Origin of the sequence: Spongiibacter taiwanensis, from assembly GCF_023702635.1 — a bacterium.
In the GTDB taxonomy this organism is placed as follows: domain Bacteria; phylum Pseudomonadota; class Gammaproteobacteria; order Pseudomonadales; family Spongiibacteraceae; genus Spongiibacter; species Spongiibacter taiwanensis.
This window is the reverse complement of sequence record NZ_CP098455.1, coordinates 560312-586443: the sequence shown is the minus strand read 5'-3', so window position 1 is coordinate 586443 and position 26132 is coordinate 560312. Positions and strand designations below refer to the sequence as shown.

Annotated in this window: 23 protein-coding genes; 10 read left to right on the top strand and 13 right to left on the bottom strand. The window is 57.7% G+C overall.

Translation table 11 applies throughout. The features are described from left to right. Positions 1–14: 14 nt before the first annotated feature. Both acnD and prpC read right to left on the bottom strand, forming a co-directional pair. On the bottom strand, positions 15–2651 hold the full coding sequence (gene acnD, locus NCG89_RS02870) for a Fe/S-dependent 2-methylisocitrate dehydratase AcnD (protein ID WP_251088269.1): 2637 nt from the start codon (positions 2649–2651) through the stop codon (positions 15–17). A gap of 83 nt (positions 2652–2734) precedes the next feature. Next, positions 2735–3904 carry a bifunctional 2-methylcitrate synthase/citrate synthase gene (gene prpC, locus NCG89_RS02865; protein WP_251088268.1) on the bottom strand — a complete coding sequence of 390 codons (1170 nt, stop codon included), beginning with the start codon at positions 3902–3904 and terminating at the stop codon, positions 2735–2737. Positions 3905–4232: 328 nt separating this feature from the next. On the opposite strand from prpC, the gene NCG89_RS02860 reads away from it, so the two are divergent. Beyond that, the gene (locus tag NCG89_RS02860) at positions 4233–5726 is read left to right on the top strand and encodes a short-chain fatty acyl-CoA regulator family protein (protein ID WP_251088267.1); all 1494 of its coding nucleotides are present in this window, start codon (positions 4233–4235) and stop codon (positions 5724–5726) included. Between the two features lie 181 nt (positions 5727–5907). Here NCG89_RS02860 and NCG89_RS02855 read toward each other — a convergent pair whose 3' ends face one another. Further along, positions 5908–8322: an efflux RND transporter permease subunit gene (locus NCG89_RS02855; RefSeq protein ID WP_251088266.1), complete on the bottom strand. Its 2415-nt coding sequence runs from the start codon at positions 8320–8322 to the stop codon at positions 5908–5910. A 173-nt stretch (positions 8323–8495) separates the two neighbouring features. Between NCG89_RS02855 and NCG89_RS02850 the strand changes: the two genes are divergently transcribed. Beyond that, positions 8496–9302 carry an outer membrane lipoprotein-sorting protein gene (locus tag NCG89_RS02850; RefSeq protein ID WP_251088265.1) on the top strand — a complete coding sequence of 269 codons (807 nt, stop codon included), beginning with the start codon at positions 8496–8498 and terminating at the stop codon, positions 9300–9302. Beyond that, positions 9299–10489, top strand: a complete 1191-nt coding sequence (locus NCG89_RS02845; protein ID WP_251088264.1) for a hypothetical protein — start codon at positions 9299–9301, stop codon at positions 10487–10489. The genes NCG89_RS02850 and NCG89_RS02845 overlap by 4 nt, the downstream gene beginning before the upstream one ends. 68 nt (positions 10490–10557) lie before the next feature. Here NCG89_RS02845 and NCG89_RS02840 read toward each other — a convergent pair whose 3' ends face one another. The 3 genes from NCG89_RS02840 to NCG89_RS02830 all read right to left on the bottom strand — a co-directional run bounded on the left by NCG89_RS02840 (position 10558) and on the right by NCG89_RS02830 (position 13215). After that, the gene (locus tag NCG89_RS02840) at positions 10558–10965 is read right to left on the bottom strand and encodes a GFA family protein (RefSeq protein WP_251088263.1); all 408 of its coding nucleotides are present in this window, start codon (positions 10963–10965) and stop codon (positions 10558–10560) included. Between the two features lie 48 nt (positions 10966–11013). Further along, on the bottom strand, positions 11014–12051 hold the full coding sequence (locus tag NCG89_RS02835) for a medium chain dehydrogenase/reductase family protein (protein ID WP_251088262.1): 1038 nt from the start codon (positions 12049–12051) through the stop codon (positions 11014–11016). Positions 12052–12264: 213 nt separating this feature from the next. Continuing rightward, positions 12265–13215 carry an AP2 domain-containing protein gene (locus NCG89_RS02830; RefSeq protein WP_251088261.1) on the bottom strand — a complete coding sequence of 317 codons (951 nt, stop codon included), beginning with the start codon at positions 13213–13215 and terminating at the stop codon, positions 12265–12267. A 461-nt stretch (positions 13216–13676) separates the two neighbouring features. Here NCG89_RS02830 and fur point away from each other — a divergent pair, with 461 nt between their 5' ends. Further along, positions 13677–14090, top strand: a complete 414-nt coding sequence (fur, locus tag NCG89_RS02825; protein WP_251088260.1) for a ferric iron uptake transcriptional regulator — start codon at positions 13677–13679, stop codon at positions 14088–14090. Between the two features lie 60 nt (positions 14091–14150). Here the strand turns inward: fur and NCG89_RS02820 are convergent, their stop codons facing one another. Next, positions 14151–14588 carry a DUF6491 family protein gene (locus tag NCG89_RS02820; protein WP_251088259.1) on the bottom strand — a complete coding sequence of 146 codons (438 nt, stop codon included), beginning with the start codon at positions 14586–14588 and terminating at the stop codon, positions 14151–14153. Between the two features lie 148 nt (positions 14589–14736). Between NCG89_RS02820 and NCG89_RS02815 the strand changes: the two genes are divergently transcribed. Further along, positions 14737–15177, top strand: coding sequence for a MaoC/PaaZ C-terminal domain-containing protein (locus NCG89_RS02815; RefSeq protein ID WP_251088258.1), 441 nt, complete (start codon positions 14737–14739; stop codon positions 15175–15177). On the opposite strand, the gene NCG89_RS02810 is transcribed toward NCG89_RS02815, so the two are convergent. Both NCG89_RS02810 and NCG89_RS02805 read right to left on the bottom strand, forming a co-directional pair. Next, positions 15137–17482: an ATP-dependent DNA helicase gene (locus NCG89_RS02810; RefSeq protein WP_251088257.1), complete on the bottom strand. Its 2346-nt coding sequence runs from the start codon at positions 17480–17482 to the stop codon at positions 15137–15139. The genes NCG89_RS02815 and NCG89_RS02810 overlap by 41 nt on opposite strands. Then, positions 17479–19236 (bottom strand): VRR-NUC domain-containing protein, encoded by a 1758-nt coding sequence (locus NCG89_RS02805; RefSeq protein WP_251088256.1) that lies wholly within the window; start codon positions 19234–19236, stop codon positions 17479–17481. Before NCG89_RS02805 ends, NCG89_RS02810 begins: the two co-directional genes overlap by 4 nt. 122 nt (positions 19237–19358) lie before the next feature. On the opposite strand from NCG89_RS02805, the gene ybaK reads away from it, so the two are divergent. The 3 genes from ybaK to NCG89_RS02790 all read left to right on the top strand — a co-directional run bounded on the left by ybaK (position 19359) and on the right by NCG89_RS02790 (position 21488). After that, positions 19359–19829: a Cys-tRNA(Pro) deacylase gene (gene ybaK, locus NCG89_RS02800; protein WP_251088255.1), complete on the top strand. Its 471-nt coding sequence runs from the start codon at positions 19359–19361 to the stop codon at positions 19827–19829. Positions 19830–19999: 170 nt separating this feature from the next. After that, entirely contained in the window at positions 20000–20725 is a 726-nt protein-coding gene (locus tag NCG89_RS02795; RefSeq protein ID WP_251088254.1) for an SIMPL domain-containing protein, read from the top strand. Further along, the gene (locus tag NCG89_RS02790) at positions 20703–21488 is read left to right on the top strand and encodes a 2-keto-4-pentenoate hydratase (RefSeq protein ID WP_251088253.1); all 786 of its coding nucleotides are present in this window, start codon (positions 20703–20705) and stop codon (positions 21486–21488) included. Before NCG89_RS02795 ends, NCG89_RS02790 begins: the two co-directional genes overlap by 23 nt. A gap of 23 nt (positions 21489–21511) precedes the next feature. Here the strand turns inward: NCG89_RS02790 and NCG89_RS02785 are convergent, their stop codons facing one another. After that, entirely contained in the window at positions 21512–22018 is a 507-nt protein-coding gene (locus tag NCG89_RS02785; protein ID WP_251088252.1) for a DUF2244 domain-containing protein, read from the bottom strand. A 162-nt stretch (positions 22019–22180) separates the two neighbouring features. Between NCG89_RS02785 and NCG89_RS02780 the strand changes: the two genes are divergently transcribed. Beyond that, positions 22181–23206, top strand: a complete 1026-nt coding sequence (locus NCG89_RS02780; protein ID WP_251088251.1) for a hypothetical protein — start codon at positions 22181–22183, stop codon at positions 23204–23206. A 51-nt stretch (positions 23207–23257) separates the two neighbouring features. On the opposite strand, the gene NCG89_RS02775 is transcribed toward NCG89_RS02780, so the two are convergent. Together NCG89_RS02775 and NCG89_RS02770 are read right to left on the bottom strand one after the other, a co-directional pair. Next, positions 23258–23932, bottom strand: coding sequence for a pseudouridine synthase (locus NCG89_RS02775; protein WP_251088250.1), 675 nt, complete (start codon positions 23930–23932; stop codon positions 23258–23260). Between the two features lie 32 nt (positions 23933–23964). After that, positions 23965–24327, bottom strand: coding sequence for a cereblon family protein (locus NCG89_RS02770; protein WP_251088249.1), 363 nt, complete (start codon positions 24325–24327; stop codon positions 23965–23967). Between the two features lie 64 nt (positions 24328–24391). Here NCG89_RS02770 and NCG89_RS02765 point away from each other — a divergent pair, with 64 nt between their 5' ends. Then, on the top strand, positions 24392–25066 hold the full coding sequence (locus NCG89_RS02765; RefSeq protein WP_251088248.1) for a class I SAM-dependent methyltransferase: 675 nt from the start codon (positions 24392–24394) through the stop codon (positions 25064–25066). Here NCG89_RS02765 and NCG89_RS02760 read toward each other — a convergent pair. Further along, the gene (locus NCG89_RS02760) at positions 25063–26109 is read right to left on the bottom strand and encodes an amidohydrolase family protein (RefSeq protein WP_251088247.1); all 1047 of its coding nucleotides are present in this window, start codon (positions 26107–26109) and stop codon (positions 25063–25065) included. The two genes, NCG89_RS02765 and NCG89_RS02760, sit on opposite strands and share 4 nt — an antisense overlap. Positions 26110–26132 lie beyond the last annotated feature (23 nt).

The following is a 26132-nucleotide window of genomic DNA, read 5'->3' as shown; positions in this document are numbered from 1 at the left end:
GCTGTTCCCTCTGATCAGGCGGCTTGATTGCTGGCCAGGAAATCCTGGGCAAAACGCTGCAGCACACCACCGGCAGAGTACACGGAGACTTCCTCGGCGGTATCCAGCCGGCAGGTGACAGGAACGCTAACACGTTCACCGCTGCGGCGATAAATAATCAGGGTCAGCTCGGCGCCGGGCGCAATCTCACCGATCACGTCGAAGGTTTCGGTACCGTCAATGCGGTAAGTATTGCGGGTTTCGCCTGCTTTGAATTCCAGCGGAAGCACGCCCATGCCGACCAGGTTAGTGCGGTGAATACGCTCAAAACCTTCGGCAACAATCGCCTCCACCCCAGCCAGTCGCACGCCTTTGGCGGCCCAGTCCCGGGAAGAACCTTGGCCGTAGTCGGCACCGGCCACAATAATCAGCGGTTGCTTGCGCTCCATATAGGTTTCAATGGCCTCCCACATGCGCATCATTTCGCCTTCGGGTTCCAGTCGTGCCAGCGAGCCCTGAATTACCTCGTCGGTCTTGCCATCCCGGCACATTTCATTAAGCAATTTCGGGTTGGCAAAGGTGGCGCGCTGGGCGGTCAGATGATCGCCCCGGTGGGTTGCATAGGAGTTGAAGTCTTCCTCCGGCAGGCCCATTTTTGCCAGGTATTCACCCGCTGCGCTGGACGCCAGAATGGCATTGGAGGGCGACAGGTGATCGGTGGTGATGTTATCGCCCAGCACGGCCAGCGGGCGCATCCCTTTCAGCGTGCATTCGGTGGCCAGCGCGCCTTCCCAGTAGGGCGGGCGACGAATATAGGTGCTCTGGGGGCGCCAGTCGTAAAGCGGGCTGGGTGCACGCTCGCCGCGATCCAGATCAAACATCGGGATATACACCTGATTGAATTGCTCGGGCTTTACGTGCGCAGCGACCATGGCGTCGATTTCTTCGTCTGAAGGCCACAGGTCTTTCAGGGTAATGGCCTTGCCGTTTTGATCCGTGCCCAGCACGTCTTTTTCAATATCAAAGCGCACGGTACCGGCAATGGCATAGGCGACTACGAGCGGCGGAGACGCCAGAAAGGCCTGTTTGGCATAGGGGTGGATACGGCCATCGAAATTGCGGTTGCCCGACAGCATCGCCGTGGCGTACAGGTCGCGGTCGATAATTTCCTGCTGGATGATTGGGTCCAATGCGCCGCTCATGCCATTACAGGTGGTGCAGGCATAGGCAACAATGCCAAAGCCCAGCTTCTCCAGTTCCGGCAGCAGACCGGATTCTTCCAGATACAGGCGCGCCACTTTAGAACCCGGTGCAAAAGAGGATTTCACCCAGGGCTTGCGTAGCAAACCCCGTTCGTTGGCCTTTTTCGCTAGCAAACCGGCGGCCACCACATTGCGCGGGTTGGAGGTGTTGGTGCAGGAGGTAATCGCCGCAATAATCACTGCGCCGTCGGGCAGTTTGCCATCGACTTCTTCGGCCTGGGCCTGCTCCAGATTGACGGCGATACCGCGCGCTTTCAAATCGCGGGTGGCCAGGCGGCGGTGGGGGTTGGAGGGGCCAGCCATTGTGCGTTCAACGCTGGAAAGATCAAAGGTTAAAACACGCTCGTACTCGGCATTCGCCAGATCATCGGCCCACAGGCCGGTGGTCTTGGCGTAATTTTCGACCAGCGCGACCTGCTCGGCATCGCGGCCGGTCAGCCTCAGGTAGTCGATGGTTTGTTCGTCTATATAAAACATCGCCGCTGAGGCGCCAAATTCCGGGGTCATATTGGAGATGGTGGCGCGGTCACCAATGGTGAGTGCGCGAGCGCCTTCACCAAAAAATTCCAGATAGGCTGAGACCACTTTTTGCTGACGCAGAAATTCGGTCAGCGCCAGGACAATATCGGTGGCGGTAATGCCCGGCTGACGTTTGCCCGTCAGCTCCACGCCGATAATATCCGGCAGGCGCATCATCGAAGGGCGACCCAGCATCACGGTTTCCGCTTCCAGGCCACCCACGCCAATGGCGATCACGCCCAATGCATCCACATGCGGCGTATGGCTGTCGGTACCGACACAGGTATCGGGGTAGGCGACACCCTTTCCGTTTTCATCCGGGCGGGCTTGAATCACAGGCGACATTTTTTCCAGATTGATCTGGTGCATGATGCCGTTGCCGGCGGGGATTACATCAACGTTTTCAAAGGCAGTTTTGGTCCACTCGATAAAATGGAAACGGTCTTCGTTGCGGCGGTCTTCAATGGCGCGATTTTTTTCGAAGGCATCAGGATCAAAGCCGGGGGCTTCGACGGCCAGGGAGTGATCCACAATCAACTGGGTGGGCACCACCGGATTCACCTTGGCGGGGTCGCCGCCTTGCTCGGCAATCGCATCGCGCAGGCCCGCCAGATCGACCAGTGCGGTCTGGCCAAGAATATCGTGACAAACCACTCGGGCCGGATACCAGGGGAAATCCAGATCCCGGCGACGCTCGATCAACTGTTTGAGCGAGTCGGTCAGCGCCGCTGGATCACAGCGACGGACCAGCTGCTCGGCCAATACCCGTGAGGTATAGGGCAGGGACTCGTAGGCGCCGGCCTGAATGTCATTCACGGCGGAGCGGACATCGTAGTAGTCCAGGGCGGTGCCAGGCAGGGGCGTGCGGTAAGCAGTATTCAAAGACAACAAGGTAGCAATCTCTCAAAAAAAGGTGCGACAGCGCGTCCGCTGTCGCAAAGGCATGACAAATGGGGTTTATACCGGGGCGGCAATCACAGGCGCTGGGCCATTGGGGTAAAGGCCAGATCTTCCGGGCCCGTGTAATTGGCACTGGGGCGGATAATCTTGTTATCGATGCGCTGCTCAATCACATGGGCAGACCAGCCAGCGGTGCGGGCAATCACAAACAGCGGCGTAAACATGGCAGTGGGCACGCCCATCATGTGGTAGCTGACCGCGCTGAACCAGTCGAGATTGGGGAACATTTTCTTCACTTCCCACATGACGCTCTCCAGGCGCTCGGCAATGCTGTACATCTTCAGGTTGCCCGCTGCTTCCGACAGCTGTTTTGCGACGTCTTTGATGACGATATTGCGCGGGTCGCTCACGGTATACACCGGGTGGCCAAAGCCGATGACCACTTCCTTGTTTGCCACCCGCTGGCGGATATCGGCTTCTGCTTCGTCGGGTGATACATAGCGCTTCTGAATTTCAAAAGCCACCTCATTGGCGCCGCCATGCTTCGGCCCGCGCAGGGCGCCAATGCCACCGGCAATGGCGGAGTACAGATCACTGCCGGTGCCGGCAATCACCCGGGAGGTGAAAGTAGAGGCATTGAACTCATGCTCGGCGTAAAGAATCAGCGAGGTGTGCATGGCCTTCACCCACTGCTCAGAGGGCTTCTCGCCGTGCAGCAGGTGCAGGAAATGACCGCCGATGGAATCGTCGTCGGTATCCACATCAATGCGGCGACCAGAGGTAGACCAGTGATACCAGTACAGCAGCATCGAGCCCAGCGAGGCCATCAGCCGATCGGCAATATCCCGCGCGCCGGGAATATTGTGGTCGTCTTTTTCCGGTAATACGCAACCCAGGGCCGACACACCGCAGCGCATCACATCCATGGGGTGGGCGGCGGCGGGAACCGCCTCCAGGGCGCTTTTCACATTGGCGGGCAGGCTGCGCAGGGCCTTGAGTTTGGTTTTGTAGGCGCGCAATTCGGCAGCGCCGGGCAGCTTGCCGTGAATCAGCAGGTGGGCAACTTCTTCAAACTCGCAGTTTTTGGCGAGGTCGAGAATATCGTAGCCGCGATAGTGCAGATCATTGCCGGTGCGTCCCACCGTGCAGATGGCGGTGTTGCCTGCAACCACACCCGACAGGGCCACCGATTTCTTGGGCTTCTTGACCGAGGGTGCGGCGGTATCCAGTGCGGCGTTACTCATTGTGCTCTCCATCGGGGTTGGGGTCGCGGTTCAGATAAATTGAAATCGGGACCGCGATTTTGCAAAATTTGCATCCGGGCGGTGCACTCTCTCGAGGGCGCGCCACCGGGAACTGGCGACGAGGACTGATGCTTTGAGTGTGGGCCGTTAAGCCGAATTTATAAGCGCTGAACCTCGATGGCGGGCATCTTCACGCGATGCCCCGTTTGCCTCAAGGCCTGAAAATGTGGAGATTTGCGAAAGGAAATTGCGATTTTGCGAAGTTTGCAAAAATTGCTCGGGTATAATTTCGCCATCAGCTGGCCCGCTGCTGTGGGAAGGAAGAAATATGCGCAAGATCTATATGGGCGTTCGCCTGCGGGCACTGCGGGAGGAGCGCCAGTGGACCCAGACCCTGATGGCTCAGCAGTTAGATATTTCGCCAAGCTATCTCAACCAGATCGAAAACAATGACCGTCCGCTGACGGTACAGGTGTTGCTCAAGCTGCAATCCCGGCTGGGTGTTGATCCGCAGTTTTTCTCCGAGGACGAAGAGGCGCGGCTGTTGGCCCAGCTGCGCGATGCGGTGGCGGATATGGCCGCCGACGTGCCCAATGCCGAGCTGCAGGGCTTTGTACAGCAAATGCCGGCGCTGGCCGAACTGGTGACGCGCTTGCATAAACGCTGCAGCAGCGCGGAAGAGCGCAATATCGGCCTGACCAACAGCAGCGACGACCGCAACAAGGGGGGCGCCAGCGGCCTGGCCCAGCCCCATGAGGAAGTGCGGGATTTTTTCTACGCCCGCCACAATTATATTGATGCACTGGATACCTACGCTGAAACCCTTTACGAAACGCTAACCTTAAGCGGTGGTGCCATTCCCGGTGGTGCCATTCCCAGTGGCGGGAGAAGCGGCGCGGGGAAAAAGCAGGACACCCTCAGCTGTGTCGAACTCATACCCCTGCTGCGGGAGTACCTGTTTGAGGCTCACGGCGTTCGCGTGCTAAGGCGCTCCACAAAGCAGGGTGAGGCCCTGCGCCACTACGATCCAGAAGCCAAAATTCTGCAAATCGATACCACCATTGAACCCGGGCGGCAGGCCTTTCAACTGGCAAACCAATTGGCGCATCTTGAGGTTGGGGCCTTGATTGAATCGATTACCGAAGATGCGGAGTTTAGTGGAGACTCTGCCCGGGAGCTGACCGGCATCGGTCTGGCCAGCTATTTCGCCGGTGCCCTGATCCTGCCGTACCGCCGATTTTTGCAGGCCGCCGAGCAACGTCAGTACGATATTGAATTGTTGTCGGAACAGTTTGGTGTGAGCTTCGAGACAATCTGTCACCGCCTTTCCACCCTGCAGCGGCCTGACGCGCGGGGTGTGCCCTTCTTTTTTGTGCGGGTTGATCGGGCCGGCAATATTTCCAAACGCCAGTCGGCAACCGATTTTCACTTCTCCCGCACCGGCGGCACCTGCCCGCTGTGGGCGGTCTATGAAGCCTTTTCCCAACCTGAGCGCATTCTTACCCAGTTGGCCACCATGCCCGATGGCCGCAGCTACCTCTGGCTGGCCCGCTGTGTTACCCACCGCAGAGGGGGCTTTGGCAAGCCGGCCCGCACTTTCGCCATTGGTTTGGGTTGCGATCTGCGTCATGCCGAGCGGTTGGTTTACGCCAAGGGGCTCAACCTCAACGATCCCAGTGCCGCCACCCCCATTGGTGCAGGTTGCAAGGTCTGTCATCGAAACGACTGCGGGCAGAGGGCCTTTCCCGCACTGGACCGGCCCCTGTACATTGATCCCCATTCCCGGGAATGGCAGCCTTATCCTATTGATGTTCGCGACTGATTTCCTGTTGCAGAAGAGGCGCCGTGGTCGGGCATGTCCCGCTAACCCAGCGGCCCCGTGATGTTGTTCGGTCAATCCTTGACCGGCAGGGCTACAGCCAATCAGTTGCCATCACTATTGAGCAAACCACACCTGAACCCGGGCCCTTTGTCGCGTTGTTGAGCAAGGTTGGAGCTGACCCTTAGTCTGAATCGGAGGCGGCTGGGTGCTCTTTGCCGAAGGGCTTGGTTAGCATTAGCAGTGCCGGCATAAAGAGCAGGTCTGCAATCAGTGCGCTGGCAATCGATACCGATAGCAGTAGGCCGAAGTCGGCAATCACCGCCATGTTGGAGAACTGGTAGCAGGCGAACGCGCCGAGCAATATCAGGGTGGTAATGATCAGTGCCGGGCCGACATCCTCCAGGGCTTGCTCCATGGCCTTGGCATAGTTGCCCGTCTCTTTGAAGCGGTGCCGGAAGCGGGTGACCAGGTGGATGCTGTCATCAACGGCAATACCGATGGCGATGGTCGCCAGCAAGAGCTTCATGTAGTCCAGGTGCATATCCAACCAGCCCATCAAGCCCATTACCGCGACCACCGGCAAGATATTGGGGATCATGGTCAGTAAGCCTACTTTGATCGAGCCAAAGGCAATGCAAAGAAACAGCGCGATGCCGACAAAGATCAGGCTGTACCCGTAGAGTTGGGTGTCGGCGATGTAGTCGGCGATTTTGATCCACATTAAACCGATACCGGTTTTGCGTACGTCGGCGCCGGGCAGGGGGTTCTCCTCAAGGTACTGGTCGATGGCGTTCATAATTTTGCGCACTTCGGATGACTCCATAATCTCAATGCGCAATTCCAGCACGGCGGTGGCGTAGTCTCGGCTGACAAAATCCTCCAGTTCTTTGCCGCCGGATATTTCATAGACCAGAAAATATTGCCCGATCAGTGCTCGGTCATCTGGTACCCGGTACCAGCTTTTATCATCGCCGTGAAAACTCCGGTTCAGATCTTTCTGGATATCGACCACCGAGTAGGTCTTTTTAACCCGCGGTAGCGACTCAGCATATTGCTGCAGTCGGTCCAGAGCGTGCAGCAGCTCAGGGTCTTTTACGCCATCGGCTTTGCCGGTATCGATCAAATAGGCAAAGTTCAGTATGCCACCCATCACCGACTCGGCTTTTTCGGTGTGCTGACGCCATTCGACGTGGGGTTTGAATTCAGTGAGGAAATTAAAGTCGGTGCGCAGCAGCGACAACCCGGCCACGCTGACCACAATCACCGCGCCACCCATACCGAGTAGGGTTTTGGGTCGGCTCAGGTTTTGCCGGATACACCATTGCACCGCTGCCAGCACCCAGCGATTTACCCCGAGGGCCGCGGGCTTTTTGCTTGCTGATTTTTTACCGCCCGCCAAAAACACCACCAACAAACTGATGGAGAAGATCAGGGTGAACATCACCCCGGCAGCGGCATACATGGCCATCTCGCTGAGCACTTTGAGATGGGAGACGCTCATGACCAGAAAGCCGAAGGCGGTGGTCAGCGCGGCGAGCAAACAGGCGCCACCGACCTTGCCAATGGCTTTTTCCACTGATTTTTTGCGGTCACCGGTCACGGCCAATTCGCGCTGGAACTCGAGAATAATATGCACCGACTGGGCCACACCCACCGCGCATAGCAGCGTCGGCACAATGCCAAAGAACAGGCCGATCACCCAGCCGAAGATGCCCATCACGGCGAGAACCAGAATGGTGCTGAGCAGCACAACGGCCAGGGGGCCTAGCAGCCCCAGCCAACTGACCCGGAACAGCAGGGCGGACATCACCGCCAGCATGGCCAGTGTCAGCAGGGTGCCGATGGCGGTGTCCTCGGTGAAGATGTAGTTATAGGCGGCGTTCATTGCGACATCGCCGGTGATGTAGAACTCCAGTCCGGCATACTCCGGGCGACTCAGAATCTCGCGTATTTTGCTGTCACTGGCCTGGGGATAGAGGTTTTCCAGGGTGGGGCCCTGCTCGGGGTCGAGAATGATGTCGTCCAGGGTGTCGACGCTGCTCCGCGACATTTCGAGAATAATGGCGCCGTAGCTTGCGTCCTGATTGATCAGGTAATTTACATAAATGGGCTTGTCGAGTACCGACTCCCGCAACTCCAGCAAGGTGCTCTGATTGTCGGGAAAGTCGATCATCAGCTCGTCGATGGTAATACTGTCGCCATCGGCCCGAATGAATTCCACGTTGGTGAGGCTGGTAACCTCCCGGAGGAAAGGCACTTCATTTTCCAGTGCGGCGGTCAGACTGGCGATTTGCTGCATGGCCTCATAATTAAAAGGGCCGTGGGGGCGATCGGGCACCCGGTATAGCAGATAGCTGACCTCGTCGGAGTGGAATTGATCGAGATACTCCTCGTAGGCGATGTAGGCGGGGTCGGCTTTATCAAAGTAGGCGTCGAGACTGTTATCGGTCTGTACTTTGCCGGCAAAAAACAGACCGCCACCAAGCAGGGTAAGGCTGAACAACACCACCAACAGGCGATGATTTACCGCCCAGCGGGCGATATTGGCGAGGAGCTGGTCGACGATATCGACCAATTTGGTGGCCTGATTTGCCATAGCGCGTTTCCCATTGTTGATTATTGTTTTTGTCTGGAACTGGCGAAGGTTTGCCAAGTTTCAATGGCGTAGATAGTATTCAATGAGCGTTAGGTTATCCAGTGTGCCGGTGACGCAACCGGGTATGCTATCGCCTAGCAATGCCAAAAAATAAGATAAAACAGGGGAGTGTCATGCAATTTTACCGGAACCTTATCGGTCTACTGGTCGCAATGATTGTCGCCTTGAGCGCGGTGGCTGACGATGCTGATTCTGCGACCGATCCCGCTGTCAAGGGGCTGGAGATTGCCGAGGAAATGAAAGCCAGGGATCGGGGTTGGGGTGACAGCACGGCCCACCTGGAAATGCAGCTGTTCGACAAAGATACCCTGCTTGCCACCCGGGAGATGCGCCTGAAAAATCTGGAAGTGCTCGATGATGGGGATAAATCGCTGACGATTTTTGATACCCCCAGAGATGTGCAGGGCACCGCCTTTTTGAGTTTTACCCACGTGCTGGAGCCCGATGAGCAGTGGCTGTATTTGCCGGCCCTGAAACGGGTGAAGCAAATCTCGTCAAAAAATAAGACCAGTCCGTTTATGGGCAGTGAATTCTCCTACGAGGATTTGAATTCCTTTGAGGTGCCGCGCTATGACTATCGCTGGCTGCGGGATGAGATGTTCGACGGGCAGGATTGTTTTGTGGTTGAGGCGCGCTCGAAGGACCCGTATACCGGCTATTCCCGCGAGGTTGTCTGGGTCGATAAGGCGGAATACCGGCCGTTGAAGGTGGAGTATTACGACCGCCGCCAGCAACATCTCAAGACACTGATCTATTCTGACTACCAGCGTTACCTCGATCGACATTGGCGCGCGTCCTTGCAAACCATGACCAATCACCTCAACGGCAACAGAACCGAGGTCCGTTTAACAGGCTATCGTTTTCAAACCGGGCTCAGTGACACCGACTTCAGTCAAAATAGCCTGAAGCGCGCCCGTTGAAGGCGTTATTGGGTTTACTGCTGTGCGTTGCCCTGCCAGCAGTGGCAGAGCTGCAGGGGCGGGTTGGACTGGAAGAACGCTGGTTCCCTGATAGTCCCCTTGATTCTCGGCAGCGCGATCACAGCCGGTCGGTACTGATCGAGCCCGAGTGGTACCAGCGCCTTGGCGGCGACGACAGCCTCAACCTTAAAGTGTTCTACCGCCATGACGATGGTGATGTTGAACGTCGTCACGGCGATATTCGCGAAGCGTACTGGCTGCATGTTGGCAGCGACTATGAGCTCACCCTGGGTATCAATCGGGTGTTCTGGGGCGTCACTGAATCCCAGCACCTTGTTGACATCATCAATCAAACCGATCTGGTTGAAGCCCCTGACGGTGAAGAAAAGCTGGGCCAGCCGATGGCCCACCTGGCTTTGCTGCGCGACTGGGGTGTGGTGGATTTGTTCCTCTTGCCCGGCTTTCGTGAGCGCACTTTTCCGGGGGTTAAGGGTCGCCTGCGCAGTCATCCCGTCACGGTGGGCGATGCCCAATACAGCAGTGGCGCAGAGAAAAAACATGTGGATCTTGCCGCGCGCTGGAGTCATTACGTTAATGACGTCAGCATTGGGCTGTCGGCCTTTCACGGCACGTCACGTGAGCCCCTGTTTCAGCTCCAGGATCAAGGCGGCGCCGCGGTGTTGCAGCCGCTGTACCCTCAGATCACCCAGTCTGGCCTGGATCTGCAATATGTTCAGGGCGATTGGTTATGGAAGTTGGAAGCGATCTACCGACACCTTGTGTCGGATGTGGGTGCTGGAACCTCCGCCGCCCATTTCAGCGCGGCAACCGGCGGCTTTGAGCGCACCCAGGTGGGAATTTTGGGCTCTGACTGGGATCTGGGGTGGATATTGGAGCTTTCCTACGATAGCCGCCAAAGCGGCATGACGGCGTTTCAGCGGGATCTGTTTTGGGGGGCGCGTTTTACCGCCAATGATATTGCCGGCACAGAGGTACTGGTGGGCTTTGGTCAGGACTTGCAGCAGGATAAGGTGGAGTTATTTCGAATGGAGGCGAGTCGACGATTTGGTGCGGCCACTCGCTTGAGCTTGGAAATCAGTATTTTTGACGGGGCATCACCCGAGTCGCCGCTCTATCTGCTGCGCCGTGACAGTTATGCCGAGCTGGGGGTTGAATACTTCTTTTAGGTTTTTTTCAGTCAGGCGCAGTGAACGGAAAAGCTCACTGCGCAGTTTTCCATTGATTAGTGCGCGAATCACATCGGCGGCATGGCCTCAAACTGGGCGACGCCATCAGCGATGAGGTGGAAGGGCTGTTTGTCTTTGGTGAAGATGGCAACCTGGGCTTTTCCGAAAGCGGAAGGGTCGTCCAGTGTGCCAACCTTGACTATCACGGCAGGGAAGCCTGGCGCTCGGGTTAATAGCTGGGTGCCGCAGTTACTGCAAAATTCCCGGGTGACCGGCTTTTCAATATCGCTTCGGCGAAACTGCGTGGGTGTTCCCTGGGTATATTCGAAGCTGTTCTGATTGACCATCATAAAATAGTTGGCGCCGCCGCCAGCCAGGTATTGGCACTCCCGGCAGTGGCATTGCCCTTTCATCATCACGTCACCATCCACCTGATAATGAATGTTGCCGCAGTAGCATCGGCCTGTCAGTTTCATAAGGTTCTCCATTGTTATGGTTATGTTGCCTTGGTGAGCAGAGCTCGGTTACTCCAGAATCAGTTTACCTCGCGATTCGCCGCCACTTAACTGGTTTTGCGCTCTTGCCGCTTCCTCGAGCGGAATGCGCTCGCCAATGAGTGGCTTCAGTTTGCCTTCGGCGAGCAAATCCATCAGCGCGGCCAGGTCCTGATGGTAGAGTTCGGGATACTGGTGGCGCCAGATATCCACATTGTAAGTGCAAAGGCTCTTTGCGTTGGAGAGCAGTTTTAGCGGCGAAAAGAACAGGCTATAAAACAGACTCCGAATAAAATTCTTAATGCTGGGTCGTCCCTGGTTCATCAGACTCAGGACGCCATAGCTAATCACCACTCCGCCGGGTTGCAGCATGCGAATGCTGCGCAGGGTCTCTTTTCCGCCGATGGAATCAAAGACGGCGGCGACACCTTCACCGCCGGTAATTTCCTGCACCCGCGCATCGATATCTTCGTTGTGGTAATCGATAGCGATACCGCCACGCTTGATGACAATGCTGTGCTTCTCAGCAGAGGCCAGCGCGATGGTCTTGATATTGTGCAGTGCGGCCAGTTCCAGCAGGGCGGTACCAACACCACCGGCACCGGCGTGGATCAGCACCCAGCTGCCGGCTTGGGCACGAGAGACACGAGTTAGCATTTGCCAGGCAGTGAGGTAGTTCAGTACCAGGGCAACTGCTTCGCCACTGTCCACGCCTTCCGGCACCGGCACGCACTGGGCGGGGTCGAGCAGTCGATGGCGGGCATAACTGCCGTGAACGGTGAGTGAGGCCACTCGCTGGCCCACGGCGAATTCGTTACTAACACCGGGTCCTATTGCCTGAATTTCCCCTACCACATCATAACCGGGGGTGCGCGGCCAACCGATATCTTTGGGCAGGGGGTACACGCCTTCTCTGAGCATTACGTCGGCAAAGGCCACACCGGCGGCATGCATTTTGATTTGAATTTGTCCGGGACCGGGCTTTGGAATAGGCGGATGAAGGACCTTGAAAACCTGCGGTCCCCCTCGCTTGCTGGCGATCACCACTGTGGAGAGCTTATCGCGCATATTATTCCTTACTTGCTGGCCTGTGGGGCTGACGTGGATATTCAGACTTGAGGAGGCAGTGTAATTCACAGCCAGCGCGCTGTGAACGCTGGCGTGTTGATACCGCATTGGCGCTAAATAGCTGCTGCCACTGCCGCTTTCAAAACCGGCGGCGCGAGTCGTTGCGGCGAGGGCTCACTGAGGTGACAGCCAGCCGGGTTGCGCAGCGATGCGCTAGCGCCGCGATTTGCGACTTTTGGTGCTGGCCGATTTTTTGGCGGCGGTCTTCACCGGCGCCTTCTTGGTTGGGGCTTTTTTCGCTGCGACCTTTGTCACTGCCGCTTTCTTGGCCGGTGTTTTCTTCGCAGGCGCTTTCTTTGCGGGTGCTTTCTTGGCCACCGGCTTTTTCGCTGGCGCTTTTGCAGCCGCCTTTGATGCTGCAGCTTTTTTCGCCGGCGCGGCTTTGGCTGTCGTTTTCTTCACGGCTGCCTTCTTGGCGGCGACTTTTTTAGCGGCCGCTTTCTTGGCTGTCACTTTCTTTGCGGCCACCGGCTTGGGCGCGACTTGCTTTTTGGCTACTGCCTTTTTCTTGGCAGCGGCTTTCTTGTTTGGCGCAGCCTTCGATTTGGCGGTGGTCGTCTTAGCCTTTTTTACGCCGGGCTTTTTGGCCTCGTCAGCTGCAGCCTGGGCCGCAACGGCGTCGTTCAGCTCGCCGCGTTTGGAGGCCCAGAACACACCTTTAAGACGGGCGATACCGGCTTGGCGTGCCTGGATGGCCAGCTCTTTGGCCTTTTTCTCGCCAAAGGTGTTGTAGGAGAAGCTGGCTTTTGCGCTGCTGTTTTCGCCGACCGGCCAGTGAGCTTCCCAGTAGCGAGTTTCGCGAATACTGCCATCTTTCAGGGCGTAGCGTTTGCCGTAGGTATACACGCCGGGAATACCTGACGTGTTGTTGCGACGCACGGTAGCGCAGAATTGTTTGCGGGTAGTGGGTGGATAATCCCGGATGACTTCATCCCGGTAGGCTTTGGCTGCCTGTTGGGCTTTGCGCTTGCCCCCATATTTTTTGTCGGGAAAGTTTTTTACGTGAAGCTTGCCTTGTCTGCGCAGGCTGACTCGCCAGGCGTGAGTGCGGTAAAGATCATCATCAATCCGCGAGATACCATACATCGCTTTGCTGTTCGACATAATATTTTTGCTTAATCCATTAATAACCGCAGTGCATCAGGAGGCAGCCGCAAAGGCGTTCCGACTGATCGATGTCAAGATGGGGCTCATTGTGGATGGGATATCTTTACCAGACAACGGGGAACCACATGTCGCGCCAACTCTTACATCGGGGCTGCCTAGCACGCTAAAGCCGGTCACTGCGCGCCGAGCGTCGAGAAAAAATCCAGGGACTTTACCGGGCGAATGGTAATGGGTTTCTCCGCATCGTGCAATTATTGACTTTTCTTTCAAGAGCTGTCTGTGCCACGGATGGCGCGGGTTTGCCGGTGTCACTACATTTGAGTTTCTCGGCAGGTGTTCCGTTGTGAGTCTGCTGCTCAGCCAAATGAATGATGTCCTCAAATCGCGCAGCAATACTTTTACTCAGCACGCTTTGCAGGCATGATTGCCGCTGAAATTAACTAAGGAGCGGCAGAGCAATGTCGACGGAAACACAGGACATTCGTGAAGCAGGCCTGAAGGTCACCCTGCCGAGGGTCAAAATTCTGCAATTGATGGAGTCAGCGGCCGAGGCCGGCGACCACCTGAGTGCCGAGGATGTTTACCGGCGCTTGCTTGAGGGCGGCGAGGATATTGGTCTGGCGACCGTGTATCGGGTGTTGACCCAGTTTGAGGCTGCTGGCTTGGTGATGCGTCACAATTTTGAAGGGGGCCATTCTGTGTTCGAAATGGCCGGTACAGAACACCACGATCATATGGTTTGTCTTGATGACAACTCCATTGTGGAGTTTCACGACCCGGTGATTGAAGCGCAGCAGAAAAAGGTTGCCGACAAGTACGGCTTTGAGTTGGTTGATCACTCCCTGGTGTTGTACGTGCGCAAAATCGACTGAGGTTTCGCCGCTGTCTTGTCGGGCCGGCACCGCTTGAGGACGCCGGCCCGCGCTCTCTGATTATTCCCTGCTAGCCTTGTACAACGTGTCAGCGTCCTCTGCGCTAATGGGGTAAAACTCGCCCAGACCACAGGAAGCGCCGCGCATAAAGCTGCCACCGACGTCGTCGATGACGGTAATGATGTCGACGTTACACAGTTCGTGCAGGGAGGTTTTGTAGGTGACGGCTTTGAAGCGGGTCAGGCCGCCGCAGGCGCGATCCAAGGTGTTCAGGTAGACCTGGTCGGGGCGGGTGTAGAACAGGATATTGCGGTTATCCAGCACCTTCATTTCCCGTATGCGGGTAATGCCTAAACAGCGCTCCGCCTCGCCGGTTGCCATGGTTTTGGTGGCTTCCATTACCGGATCTGGTTTTTTGTCTGCCGCATTGTTGTCTGCTAGCGCCACCGAGCTGGCGGCAGTGATGAGTGCGGCTGCGGTGATACCGATAACGCGCATGAGGTTCTCCAGGGTTGCTAACGATTGAATTTATCTTGTTTATTGTAGCGCCTTCCAAGCTGAACGGTAGCTGAGTGGCAGCCTCAATGCTGTCGAGTTTAAAGGATGTGTCCGGCCGGACGGTCTGGCAAGTAGTGGAAGTTTATCGTTGAAATTTTTTGAAGATTTTGCCCCCGGGCAGCGGGTTACCTCGACCCGCAAGTATTGCGTTAGTGAAGCTGAAATTATCGAATTTGCTACGCAATGGGATCCCCAGCCCTTTCATGTTGACCCCGAGGCGGCGCGCCAAACTGAGTTTGGTCGGGTGTTCGCTTCGGCCCTGCATACCCAGGCTATTACCACTAAACTCGCCCATGAGTGCGGGTTTTACGATATGGCCATGGTGGCCGGATTCGGTGTGGATGAAATGCGCACCCCCAAACCGGTTTTTGGCGGCGATGAACTCGATCTGGTGGTTGAGGTGGTGGCGGTAAAATCCTCAGCCAGTCGCCCCCATCAGGGGATTGTCACCTTTGGCTTTACCAGTGCCAATCAGGCTGGCGAGGTGGTCATGACGTATCGTCTGGCGCTGCTGCTGAATCGGCGTTGAGTCGCGCGGCTGGCACCGGATGCCACCAGCTGGGTAGCAGCGCGTTGACTTCGGCCTCGGCAAATCTTGGGTCAATCAGTTCGATGACTCCGCTATCGCTGGGGCTGCGGATCAAGCGTCCGGCCGCCTGAATCACCTTTCGCAGGCCCGGGTAGAGGTAGGTGTACTCGTAGCCATTGCCAAAGCGCGCGTGCATCCGCTGTTGCAGAATCTGATGAAAGTGGTCGAAGGGCGGCAGGCCGAGAGTGGCCACAAACACCCCGATTAACTGCTCGCCCGGCAGATCGATTCCCTCTGAAAACACCCCGCCCAATACCGCAAAACCGACACCGGCGTGGCCGCTTTTGAATCGGTCGATAAAGTCTTGCCGCCGCTGGGGCGCCATCGCCGGGGTTTGCTTGAACACCGGCACGTCCGGATGGGCTTTTGCCATTTGTGCGGTCAGGTCATTCAGGTAGCGGAAGCTGCTCACATACATCAGGTAGTTGCCGGGCTTGCGCTGGTATTGCCGGGCAATTCGCTCGGCAATCGGCGCCAGCGATTGCTGGCGGTGTTGCAAGCGGGTGCTGATATGCCGCACTACCCGCAGCTCCAATTGATCGGCCGAGAAGGGGCTGTCGATATCCTGCCAGTGGCTGTCGGCGGGCAGGCCCAGCAGGTCGCGGTAATAGTCCGGTGGTGACAGCGTGGCGGAGAACAGCACGCTGCTGTGGGCGCTGGCAAATCGCGCCTGGAGATGGTCGGCGGGAATCAGATTGTCGATATTCAACATTGCGCTGCCGGGCAAGGCATTGCCGCTAAGATCACGCTGGAAATCGAGACTGCACAGGGAGTGGTCGCCAAACAGTTCTGCGAGGCGCAGGTAGGCTACGGCGGCAAATAACAGCTGCTGGGTTTCATTGTCGCCGGCGTGTTCGCTGAGGTGGTCGATCACCGCGTGAATCAGCCCTTGCAGGGCCTGGTTCAGCTCGTCGGGCGGGGCGGGCAAATAGTGGCGTTCGGTGGTGGCACTGCCCTCACGCTGGCCGATCTGCTGCTGGTAGTGGTCGGTCAGTTGGCGCCACGCCTTGTTTAGCGTGGTAATGGCTCTGGCCACCGGTTTGGCCATGCGTTTTCTGGCCCCTTTGAAAAGCCCTTCGCTCAGGCCGACGCTGTACATTCCCCGGGCCCGGTCGACCAGGTTATGGGCCTCGTCGACCACCGGCAGGCAGCGCCATTCATCCTGCTGGCTGAGGGCAAACAGCAATGCCTGCTGGTCGAAGTAATGATTGACGTCGCCCACGGTGACATCGCTCCAGCGGGCCATCTCCTGGCCGAGAAAGTAGGGGCAAATCTGGTGTTCAAGGGCAATGCGCCGCAGGGTCGGCTGGTCCAGAAAACCGGCTTCAGTTGCGGCTTGCCTGGCACCATCAAGGCGGTCAAAAAAGCCGTCAGCCAGTGGACAGGATTCGCCGTGGCAGGCCAGATTAGGGTGCTCACACGCATGCTCCCGGGCGCTCAGCTCCACTATTCTTAAAGGCACCGCCTCACGCTGGCATTGCTTGAGTGCGCCAAGGGCATCGAGTGCCAGTTGCTTGCCGGTGTTGCGACAACTGAGAAAGAACAGGCGATCGATTTGTTTGCGGGGCAAGGTCAGCAGCGCGGGGTATAGCACACCGAGGGTTTTGCCGATGCCGGTGGGCGCTTGTAACAGCAAATGGCGGCCGGTGCTGATGGTCTTGTAGACCGTTTCTGACAGGTCGCGCTGGCCCCGTCTAAAGTGGTCAAAGGGAAATTTCAGCGCGCTGAGGGCAGTATCACGCTGTTGACGATGACGTTGATTTTGCTCTGCCCACTGCCGGTAGCGCGCGCACAGTTCGCCGGTGAAATTGAGCAAGTCGGCAGCCTCGAACAGTAGCTCCTCACTGGTTTCCCGCTCTTTGACTACATCAAAATAGGTCAGCTTAAGACAGATGCTGTCGCGGTTCTCTCGCAGGCAGAACAATGCGCCGTACACTTTTAACTGGGCCCAGTGCAGTCCCCTTGGGCCAGGGCCAATACGGCGAACGTCCCCCCGATGGGTTTTGATCTCCTCAAGGTAGGGGCTTTTTTTGCTGGCGAAGTAGCCATCCACCCGGCCGCCCAGGCTGAGTCCTTCCCACTCGCCGCTGAGCGGATACTCGGCCACATAGGGGTCGGGTCGTCGGGACTGGACCTTGATGTGGCCGGTGACGCCTTCCAAGGCAGTGGGTGAGGGGGTGTAGCGAAAATCCAGGCTGCCTTTGCGAGCGGCGAACTCACACAATGAGCGAACTGACACATTCATGACGGTGTTGCCTGCGGGGTCGGGTCGCGCCAACGAACCTGGGCAACTGATGCCTTGACCCCGAGTTGGTTGAAAACGTTCAGCCACAAGGTTTGGTGGTCCTGAAGGCGATCACCGGGGCCTTTGACTTCGATAAGTTCAACATCGCGCTGGGGCAGATTGAACTGAATGAGGTCGGGCATGCCGCGGCGGTGGTGACGCAGGTCCAGCAGCAGGTGCCGAAAAATCGCCAGCAATTTTTGCGGTGCGATGCAATCCAGCGCCTGCTCGATCAGGGTTTCGCTGAGGGCGGGCCAAAAAATCAGACTGCAACTCATACCGTGTTTAGCCTGGTAGCACTGCCGAATATGGTCCCGGTAGCTGCCGTCCTGCAGGCTGGCCAGGCGGGCTTCGATGGCATCTCGCCGGCGACTGACAAAATCTTCCCGGTACAGATCGGCGGGGCCGGATTGAAAGGGGTGGAAGAACGCGCCGGGCAGGGGGGCGAACAGGACCGGCCAGAGCAACAGGCCGAGGAGCCCGGGAAACAGGTGGTTTTCGACGTAGTAGACCGGCGTTTCTTCAGTGCTGAGCTGGTCGCGAACGGTCATTTCTACCGACTGATCAGGTTGCTGCATCAGTTCAAGCTGCTGTTGGCGAATGGGCGCTGTGCGCTGCAAATTCAGGCTTGGCAGCGCGACATCGGCCACCTTCTTCTGCAGTCGTTTGGCGACGCGCCCCAAATGCAATTGCACCTCTGGCTGGGGGAAGTAGTGAAATTTCTCGCTGAGCTCGTGGAGCAGGGCTTCGGTCGCCTCGGGTTGCTTCTCGCGCATCCGGAAGTACCGCACCCAGGCCGTGCCGAGGTGACATTGCCGATACAGGTTGGCGGCGTCTTCGTGGCGGCCGCCGCGCTCGGCATGTTGCCCCATCGCCAGCAAAAGGCGCTGTCGGCGGTGCTCCAACCAGGGGTTGGTTGAGGCGGGCGGCGGGGTCAGGGGCGGCACTGCTGTTCCAGCATCAGTCTGGACATCCTGCTGGGCCGCCTCAGTGAGTGCCTGTTGGCAGTGGTGGAGGGTCAGGTAATAGTCGACTTCATCCCGGGTATGAAAGGCCCGGGAGTCGGCAGTGAAGGGGACGTTCTCATAGCTTTGCACCCCCAGTTCAGCCAGTACAAACTCGCTCCAGTCCTGGCGCATGTTGCCGAAGAACATCAGGCGGACTCGCTCGAGCAATGTCTCGGTCTCTAGCGCCACCACCGAAAAAAGTGCGGCTGGCCACAGCGTGCCCAGGGCAGTGTCCTGCTGATCAGGCAGCTGCGCCACCAGCAAACGGCTTAATTCAGCCTTGCCCGCGCTCGCGCCCAAAACCGATTTAGCATCTGGCTTGAGCGCGCTGAGCTGCAATAGCAGCTGGTGCAATTCAGCGCGCCGGCACAACTGGGCGATTTCCAGAGCCTGGATAGGTGGGTCCGGGCGAACCAGCGTTTGCTGGACCAGCTCGGCCAACGCGCTGTCGAGGTCTGTGATTTCTGCATAGCGCAATTTGTCGGTGCGAAACAGGTGGCCCTTGCGCATGGTCATCCGGGCCAGCAGCGCCATGGCTGGCAATGATAGAGCCAGAATACGATCGAGTTGGGTCTGCTCTTCTGCTAGCAGCAGGTCACCATGATGATGACGACACCAACTGACTACGCTCTGAAAATTGCGCAGGTAGTAAAACGGGTCGGCCAGCGGCGCGGGGCGCAGACCCTCTGGAGTGGGCTTCGACGGCATCGGAATGTTTGGATAACTGGTTTTTTGTACAGTATCGTGTTTTTGTTGTGACTCTGGCAAGTTCGCTATGGCAATATTTTTGCGGCCCGTCGATGAGCCCCCACTAAACCGACCCTACCTTTATGACACCTGCTATTGATCAAGCCCGGCGTGCGGGCATTACCTTTGAACGGCACGAATATCGCCACGACCCAAAAGCGGACTCCTACGGCATGGAGGCAGCTGAGAAGCTGGGTGTTTCGCCGCAGCAGGTATTTAAAACGCTGGTGGCCCAGCTAGACGGCAAGGAATTGGTGGTCGCCGTTTTGCCGGTGGATAGCCAGCTCAACCTGAAAAGTCTGGCCAAGGCATTGGCCGGAAAGCGGGCCGTAATGGCCGACAAGAATGCGGTGCAGCGCAGCAGCGGTTATGTGTTGGGTGGGGTGAGCCCCTTGGGGCAGAAACGAGCGCTGCGCACGGTGATTGATGCATCGGCAGAAAGTCTGCCGCAAATGTACGTCAGCGCTGGCCGGCGGGGCCTGGAGATTTCACTCAGGCCCCAGGACTTGGCCATGCTGTGCGATGGGCAGTTTGCCGATATCAAGGATTCATAGCCCTGGTCTAGGGTAGGTAGGCTAGAGCGGGCAGACTAGGGCAGGCACGTGTGGGAAGGCCAATGCGGGCAGGTCAGGGCCGGACGCCCGCGGTAGGCAAGCCCGATGGAAAGGCGGTGAACCGAGTCTGCCCGATGGGCTCTAACAAGCACATTCAAGGGGAGTGCGATATGCAAGGACAACCATCCACCACGCGGGTTGCCGTAATTCTTGGCCTGTCTCTGGTGCTGGGCCTGGGGCTGCTGGGCTATTTATTGGGCGACGCCGCCCTGGGGGTGAAGGAATACGAGCGCAGCGTGACCGTCAAAGGGCTGGCGGAGCGGGAGGTCGCAGCAGACATTGTGATTTGGCCGATTCAATTCACCGAGGCAGGCAATGACCTGGGAAAGCTCTATCGGGATATTGATGCCAGTACCGCCAAAATCCGCGCTTTTCTGCTTAAGCATGGGGTGGCTGCGGAGGCGATTTCAGTGGATTCGCCAGCCATTACCGACAAGTTGGCGCAGCAGTATGGCAACAATGGGCGGGGGGAATTTCGCTACACCGCGTCCCAGAATGTCACGGTGTATTCCAGTGACATACCCACCATTCGCACTGTGATGAGCTCGCTGTCTGAGCTAGGCCAGCAGGGCATTGCCTTTACCGGCGCAAATTATCAGGCGCGCACCGAGTATTTGTTTACCGGTTTGAATGACATCAAGCCGGAAATGATCGAAGAGGCCACTCGCCAGGCCCGCCAGGTTGCCGAAAAATTTGCCGAGGACAGTGACAGCCAGTTGGGCAAAATCCGGCGGGCGTCTCAGGGGCAATTCAGCATCACTGATCGGGACAATAACAATCCCCACATTAAGAAAGTGCGCGTGGTGTCCACCGTTGAATACTATCTGTCTGATTAAGCGCCGGTGTGCCTGGCTTTGGGTGGCGGCCTCACTATTGTGGGGGCCGCTCGCCATTGCCGCCGACCCTGGCGATCTGGAGTCGGCCTATCGCCTGCAAACCAAGGCAATCCATTTACAACTCGCCGGCCAGCAACCCTTGGGTTTTAAGGCTGGGTTAACCTCCCGGGCTGCGCAACAGCGATTTGGTGCGAGTGGCCCGGTGGCAGGTGTGTTGCCGGCCAATGCCGAGCTTGGCAGGCAGGTGCGGTTGCAGGATTTTCTGCAGCCGATGCTGGAATTGGAATTGGCCTTTCGTCTGCGTGAGCCGGTGGATACCCCTATTGCCAGTGTGGCGGCGCTGAAGGACCTTGTCGCCGCGTTCACGGTGGCTGTGGAGTTTCCTGATCTGGGTTTGCTGACCCTCCCCGGTGGGGAGGCCGGCCGTGCTCCCTCAGTGGCGGACATTATTGCCGCCAATGTCGGCGCCAAGCACCTGATCCTCGGTAATACCCTACGTCTGGCCGACCAATCGCCGGACGATATTACGTTGAAGTTATTGCTCAACGGTCAAGATTTGCGCGTTGCCCAATCTTCAGATCTGAGCGACGGTCAGTGGCAAACGCTGCTGTTTCTGGTTAACCGTACGGTGGCCAGCGGTTGGCGGATTGAACCCGAGCAATGGTTACTGACCGGCGCGTTGGGGGGGATGATGCCTTTGCAAGCGGGTGAGTACCGCCTGTTGAGCGACCTGGGTAAAATCCGCTTTTCGGTGGTGCCGTGAAACCGCAGCCGGGAGTCGTGTATTCAGGCCTGGAGGCGGGCTTCGGTGCTGAACTGGCGCACCGGCAGGCCCAGACGCTTTAACTCTGCGAGCAGGGTGCTGCAGTCTTCTTTGTTGAGGAACCGCCCCAGCGCCACTTCTTCTCCCTGATGGCTGAGACTGATGCGCAGTGGGTCCCAGGGATGGGGTAGCACGGTGACCAGCACACTGCAGGTTTGGCGGGGCCAGCACCAGCGCCGTTCCGGGTAAAAATAGCCGCTCTCTATCAGCAGGCTGGCGCCGTCAAGGTGGACAATTTGCTGCAGCTGCAGCTTGCCGAACACCTTGCGGAGCAGGTACCACAGCAGCACAAGTTCCAGGCCCATAAAGGGCAACACCAGCCATGCCCCCATAGCGACAAAGCCGCTGGCGAACAGGCAGTTCAAAGCGAGCACCCCGGCCAGAATGCGGCGATTGCTCTGCCAGCTGGCGGAGCAATTGGGGCGTAGTGTGATCAGGGTCGCCTCGTGTTGGGTTTCAACTTGCACCATTTGTCGCGTCCTCGATGCCTGTCTTCAGTCTATCAGTGCTCGCCACATCTGCCCATATACGGCTCTTTACGCCATTTTGCAGGCTGGTCTCTAGAATTTTCTGGCCACTCCCACTAGGCTTTGTCACTTTGTTGTCAAACTATGTCTTACTGGGGTGCGCAGATGGTAAAGGGATTGGTGAAACGCCGTGTTGGCTCAGGACTTATTTGGTTGGGCGCGGCTGGCGTTGCCGGGCTGCTGAGTGCTTGTGGCGGCGGTGGTGGCGGCGGAGGCGGTGGCAGTTCCTCCGCCAGTGAGGCGAGTATTAGCAGCGAGCGCAATCTTGCTAACTGCGTTGAGCAACCGACTTCCACCGATGTCTACGATATTGATGCCTACCACGCCTGCGGAGACGAGACTGGTGACCTGACCGGATTGTGGATGGTGGTTGCTGACTACCAGGTGACTAGCACTCTGGGCGGCTCCTACGAGGGACAGTGGCGCATGACCATGCGCATTGCCGAGGAAGAAGGACAGCTGTTCGCCCATACCTGTAAGGGCTTTGCCTTTCCCGCCAGTCATAATGTGACTGCCAGTATCGACGACGAATCCGAGTTCACCATAGAAGACCCGATGTCCGGGGCGGTCATTCGGCTGACTGCCATCGATGCCTTGAACCTGGAGGGCGAGCACGAGAGTGCGGATTCGGTGCCTCTTACCGGAACGAGCGTTGCCCGCAGTGTGGTGTCGGCCAGAAAACTGACCGACGATACGGAGCTGCCCTTTGGGCGCTTTGATATCGATTACCAGATCCAGGGCCAAAGCGGACAAGTAGACGGTCAGGCCAACAAAGCGCCGGTGACCTGTATGGTGCAGTCGTTGGGTGAGACAGTGCAGCCCGGTGGGAGTATTCCGTACAGCGAAATTACCAATGTGGTGGCCCAGATAGGCTCGGCAGCATCGCCCTCATTAGTGTCGGCTTCGGCGGGTGAGGCCAAACCCCGTCCCGGAGAAACCGATCCCGATTTCGACTTTAGCGCGGTCGAAGTGGTGGTCGACGGTGATGCGATGGTGGGCAGTTCCGATCCCGATCAGCACGAATTTGAATACCTCATCAATGACCGCGCAACCATCGAGTTGGTAACTACCGTTGACGATGGCGAGGAGCCGCGCAGCTTTGCCAATACATCGGCGACGCTGGATTTCTAAGGCTGGTCTCTGCGCTGGCGCGGTGTCGAACCTATCGCCACCGACGCCAGGTCACCGCTGTGCGGCAAAGCCTGAATCCAGGGTGAAGGTCATCACCTTTCCGCCATTGGGGTGGGCAAATTGCAGGTGGCAGGCGTGGAGCATCAAGCGGTCAGCCTGGCATTTTGCTGCGTCGTGGGCATAAAACTCACATCCCAGAATGGGGTGGCCGATGGCTGCCATGTGCACGCGAAGTTGATGGGAGCGGCCGGTGATGGGCATTAAGCGCATCAGTGAATTCCCCTCGGGGGTCACTTCAATCAATCGATAAGCTGTTTGTGCCGGTTTGCCGTATTCGAAGTTGACCTCCTGCCGGGGCCGGTTAGGCCAGTCGCAGGCCAGCGGCAGGTCGACCTTGCCCTGGGGATTGTCCGGCTGGCCATAGACTACCGCATCGTATTCCTTTTCGACGCTGCGTTGGGCAAAGGCCAAGCTCAACACGCGGTGGGTGTCTTTGTTCCGCGCCAGCACCATCAGTCCCGAGGTGGCCATATCCAGGCGATGCACTATCAGGGCCTCGGGGTAGTCCTGCTGTACCCGGGTGATCAGGCAATCCTGATTTTCGGGCAGCCGACCCGGCACCGATAATAGGCCGGCAGGCTTTGCCACGACGAGCAAATGATCATCAATGTGGATCAGCTCATGGGTGGCATCGCAGCGGGGAGCAATAAATTCGGAGTTGGCCATAGGCGGTCAGTAATCAGATTGTCGCAGTCAGTCTAAGGGCGGCCGACCAGACTGCCGGGAATCAGGCCAAAAAAGGCGTCGCTGCCGTCGTCGTAGAACCAGCCGAGGTGGGTCTTGCACTCTTCGCACAGGGCGTACTGCCATAAATAATCGGCGAACCAGCTGAACTCCGTAGTGGGTTGGCCGCAAATGGCGGCGCCGGGCGCCCACTGAAAACAGCATACGTCGTATACTTGCGCGCTTGGGTTGAGGAAGCGATGTTGATGGGCGCCGTCCACCTGTATACGAAAGCCTTCTGCGGTAACGGCCTGTCGGCAACTGCGACAGTGGAGCAGCTCTCGCTGGTCCAGGTTGCCGGGGAGATCCAGCAAATCTGCAATGGCTTGGTGGCTCATACCGCGGGCTCTCTCACCCTAAAGTTGGTTCAATCCGGTAAAGGCTATCGTACTTCGAGGGGACATGTCTTATTCCTTGGCAAATTTGAAAGCAAAATTAACTCGCCAACTGGCAGCGTATATTCCCGCCGCGGAGCTAAGCCAGCAAGCGTTGCCACTGGTGCCGGAAATTTCGCTGCTGTTGATTGAGCAGAGCTATCCCCAGTCCCAACTCACCCAGGAACAGGTGCAGCGGATCATGAATTATCCCGCTTACTGGAGTTTCTGTTGGGGAAGTGGCCAGGCCTTGGCCCGCTATTTGTTGGACAACTGCGCTCTGGTGGCGGGCAAGCGGGTGCTGGATTTTGGTTGTGGCTCGGGTGTTGCCGGGATCGCCGCCGTGATGGCTGGCGCGTCGGAGGTGGTCGCCTGCGATATTGATGAAGACGCTATTCTGGCCAGTCAGGCCAATGCCCAGATCAATGGCGTTTCAATGATGTACTCCGGGGATTTTTTCGCTGATCAGCAGCACTATGACGTGATTTTAGTGGCTGACGTGCTCTACGATCGAGAGAACCTGCCTTTGCTCGATGCCTTCCTGACTCGGGCCGATCAGGTGCTGGTGGCCGATTCCCGGGTAAAGGATTTTAGCGTGCCGGGGTACTGCCATATCGGTCATCAGCGCGCCACCACGGTGCCCGATCTTGCCGAGTCGGAGGCCTTCTCCCATATCAATCTTTATCTTGGGAATTCGGCCTAACGCGGAGTTTTTGGTGCTAATGGGTGGGGCTTGTCTGCCACCGCCGGCTCTGGCAGCAGGCGCAGGAAGTTATCTCTGGCAACTCCCTCGGCAACGTCGCGGGGCAGCGCGTCGAGCAGCGGCAGAAAGTCATCGAGGCTGCTGCCAATGTTGTCGTACTTGCCCAGCGCGTCCGAGCCAATCATAAAACGATCAGGATAGCGCTTGATCAGTGCCAGCCAGTCTGGATCGGGCTGGTCGCCCTTATCCAGAATATAGGGCCGCAACACCGTCCAGGACAGATCGATATACAGGTTGTCATGCTCGGCCAGGAGCTGCTTCAGGGTTGGTAGCAAAAAAGCCATTTTGCCCTGGTAGCGATGCAGGGTTTTGCTGGTGCCCGCATGGGCCCAAATAAAATTCACGTCAGGGTGGTGCTGCAGCGCCTCCTTCAGCTCGCCCAGGTAGAGCGGGTTGCGCTCGCGCTTTGAGGTAATGTTGGAGTGGAGCATGACCGGCATGCCGTAGCGCTGGGCAACGCGATACACCCCTTCCATTGCCTCGCTGTTCGCCCGGGGCGGCTCGTCCTGGGTGAGTGCAGTCAGGTCATCGTGGCGGGTGAGAACCTCGCCGATTCCCTGCCACACCCCTGGGTACATTGCGATTAGCGCCTCCAGCTGTTCACCCGCATTTTTATCGGTGGGATTGAAGCCCACAATGAACGGGTGCAGGCGTTTGCGCTGCTGGGCGGTGAGCGTGTCGAGGGCTTTGATGAGGTAGGTGTCGGTGGCGCTATACCAATACAGCCCGCCGTTATCGCCGCTGTAGTAGCGCGGTCTTTTCGGTTCGTCTTCGTGCCACTTCTTCATGAGCGGAATGCCACTGATCATGGCGTGGTCGATCTTGTGTTTATCCATCATGGCGATGAGCTCGGTTAATGGCTCGCCGCGCTGAAAGAAATCGACGATGTGCAGATGGCTGTCACTGTATTGATACTGCCCGTGGCTGAGCACGCTGGCGGTTGTCAGGATTATGGTGCTGAAGCACCGGGCAACCCACCCCATGATTTTCTCCCTGTTTACATTGC